Genomic DNA, 3,009 nt, shown 5'->3' with positions numbered 1-3,009 from the left:
TTCATCAGCCCACGCGTAGAAAAGAAAAATGCCTCATTCGATTTAAATCACCTGCTGGGGCACAGGCCGTCATCGCACTCATGGGGAAAGTGCGTAATCTCTTTGCTGTCGCCGTGGGGCGCTATACTAACTCCGCCCATCAACGAATAAGCCAATTTCAATCAGCCAAAGAAATTTGGAATGACGCAGCCATGCAGCTGCTTTGCGCCTAAAATTCGACATCCGCTATTTGCTTGCTTTATGAAAAGTTAACTTGACGGCGCCACTTTAAATAAGCAATGAGGTGAGATAGTTAAATGAACACTCTCTTCTAATAATTTAGACACGTAACCAAGAGAATCTGGCAGAACTTTACTTATGAAGCATCTTTTCATTATAAATCATGTCTTGTTCCGCCCAGAGTTTTTAGCTTGATAAAGAGCTGTATCAGCCGCAGAAATAAGATCATGCATCTTCTCAGCATGAAGAGGATACATTGCTAAACCAATAGAGATTGTAATTTGAGTTAAAGCATGTCCTCCATAACGTAAGTGAATCTTCGAAACTGCTTCATGAAATGAACGAGCACGTTCCAAAGCTGTTGCACGTTCGATTTCGGGTAAAATTATAATGAATTCTTCACCTCCATATCGACAAGAGATATCCTCTTTTCTCCCAAACTCACACAATACTTTTGCGAGCGCCTGAAGTACTATGTCTCCAGCTTCGTGCCCAAACTTATCATTAAACTCTTTAAAATGATCAATATCTATCATAAAAAGCGCAAGATTTGTTGATTTTCTTGTGCAACGACTCATCTCGCGCTCCAATGTTTCCTTTAAATAGCGTCGATTATAAAGGCCCGTGAGTGCATCACGAAAAGATTGATTGCGTAACGTTTCACGAAGTTTGATATTTGAGATACCGATTGCTATTTGTTCTGCAATCATACTTGCTAAAATATGCTGATTATCTCTTTTAGTTTTCTCTTTATCGTAATTTTTCCATTCCAAGTAGAATAAGCCTAGAATGTCACTTTGAGCAAATAAAGGAATGCAAGTATAAGGCCGTAAATTTTTACTCTCTTTAAAGTGAGAACAAATTAACTCATTTTGCGGATCATCTATTTTATAAATGGAACCGCGTTGCAACCCAAAACATTCTTCGGGTTTTATAATTTTTTCTTCCAAGAGAGGTTTATCCCATGAAATCATCGCCTCTAGGTAGTTTCTTGAAGGATGCATGAAGTAGAAAATACCCGCTACATCAGGTAATAATTTATACGTATATTGAGCTATTAATTGATATGCTTCTTCAATGTATAAACAGGTTTGCAGGAGTGAACTCAGTTCTTTTAACAATAGCATTTCTTCATTATGACGATTTAATTCTTTTAAAGTATTCTCTAGCTTTTTGTTAGTCTCCATTAACTCTCTAGTAATTTCCATTTGTGCCAATTTTTCTTTAGAGTCTTGCTCAAGTTTTGAATGGAGTTGAATATTTTCCACTGCAACGGAGGTAGCATCGGCTAGTGCTTTGAGTAAGTTAATTTGCTCTTCTGTAGGACGATAATTTTCTGCCCAGTAAGTCCCAATAGCCCCAATGGGTGATACACTTCTTATAGGCACCATTGCTAAGCTTTTTACAAAGGTAGGCCGATATGCATCTGATGGAATTCTTGGATCGGAATAAATGTCTTCAATAATAACAGGCTGACAATGTTCCATAACCCATCCGCTGATGCAAATTTTCATCGGAAATCGTTTACCTTTCCATAAAGGTGCAATAGCATCTTCATCTGCATAATAGCATTGATTACTATCACGTAGTACAAACGTTGCACCATCAGCACCAGTTAGGCTTCTTGCAGCACGGCGTACAATAAACATGATGGTTTCTAAATCCTTTGCTAACGAAAGTTTTTGTACCACATCTAATAGAAATTCAATCTGTATATTATTAGACTTTTGATTTAGAAAAGATTGAGCTCCAATATCTTTTTTCGACATACCAAAGTTTTTAGCCATTTTCATTGAATATGCTTTAATACATAAATTAAGTATAGAGCATGGGACTTCTTATATTCAGTATTCAAGAAGTTAAATTTAATTATGTTAAATGATAAAACTCCCTCTTTTCCTCATCCCTAAGATCAGGCATCTCTTTTAATTTACTTCGTTTCGATTTAATAGGGCCAGAGGAAAAATCTTCATTAAAATCTCCCATTCTGTGCCAACCATCTAATGAACATAGCAGCCTGGTTCCATAAAATGATTATCGAATTTTCTATGGCTATAATAGTGTTAGAATTAACCTAATTAAATTAATGAGAATGCATAATGCCTAATCTGAATCGCTTTATAAATGCCCAACGTGGTAATATTAACATGCCTGCTTTTCAAAAAGCATATAAAGAAATTCAGCATAGTGCAAAAACAAGCCATTGGATCTGGTATATATTTCCGCAATTGAAACAGCTTGGTTCAAGTCCAATGGCCAAAGAATATGGCATTGTTGATTACAAAGAGGCCTGTGACTATCTGCAAAATGAGGAACTTTTTAATAACTACCATGAGATTGCGCAACTTGTCTTAGAGCAACTAACATATGGGATACCAGTGTCGCGGTTAATGGGATCGAGTATCGATGTCCATAAACTGTCTTCAAGTCTGACTTTATTCCGCGCAGCCGCTACTTTTCTGGTTAAGCAACAAAATAGTCATCTCAATTATGAAAGATTGGTTAATTGCTGTGATCAGCTATTAACTATGCTTGAGCCTTGTAAAACAACATTAGCTGCGATTCATAAAAGCTCGCCAGCAAATCTCAGGGGCAGCGCGACTATCGACCATTCCGCTGTTTTTAATAAAACAATAGAGCGACCTCCTTTTTCTCCAATCGACGATTATTCTGCTTTGAGCCAGAGTCTTAGTGACTATATCGAAGCCAGAAATAAGGAATGGAGTTTTCATTATAATTTTTTAGGTATCATGTCTGTGGTTTACTGGCTAAATGATGCAATCTGGGGCA

General features: G+C 37.1%; 3 protein-coding genes. 2 read left to right on the top strand and 1 reads right to left on the bottom strand.

Features of this window, described 5'->3' with window-relative positions; translation table 11 throughout:
• Window positions 1–212: hypothetical protein (locus BN3124_RS17115; RefSeq protein WP_058532830.1), on the top strand; the 212-nt coding region annotated here is incomplete at its 5' end.
• Window positions 213–380: 168 nt separating this feature from the next.
• On the opposite strand, the gene BN3124_RS00015 is transcribed toward BN3124_RS17115, so the two are convergent.
• Entirely contained in the window at window positions 381–2,012 is a 1,632-nt protein-coding gene (locus tag BN3124_RS00015) for a diguanylate cyclase (RefSeq protein ID WP_078061423.1), read from the bottom strand.
• Between the two features lie 306 nt (window positions 2,013–2,318).
• Here BN3124_RS00015 and BN3124_RS00010 point away from each other — a divergent pair.
• Window positions 2,319–3,009: DUF1810 family protein (locus tag BN3124_RS00010; RefSeq protein WP_058532829.1), on the top strand; the 691-nt coding region annotated here is incomplete at its 3' end.

The organism is Legionella saoudiensis (genome assembly GCF_001465875.1).
GTDB lineage: Bacteria > Pseudomonadota > Gammaproteobacteria > Legionellales > Legionellaceae > Legionella > Legionella saoudiensis.
The sequence above is the reverse complement of the archived record's forward strand: the minus strand, read 5'-3'. Positions and strand labels throughout refer to the sequence as shown.

What these genes read in the sequence shown, in the direction of transcription:
- BN3124_RS00015 (WP_078061423.1), bottom strand. Translation starts at nt 2,012, where the DNA reads ATGAAAATGGCTAAAAACTTTGGTATGTCGAAAAAAGATATTGGAGCT.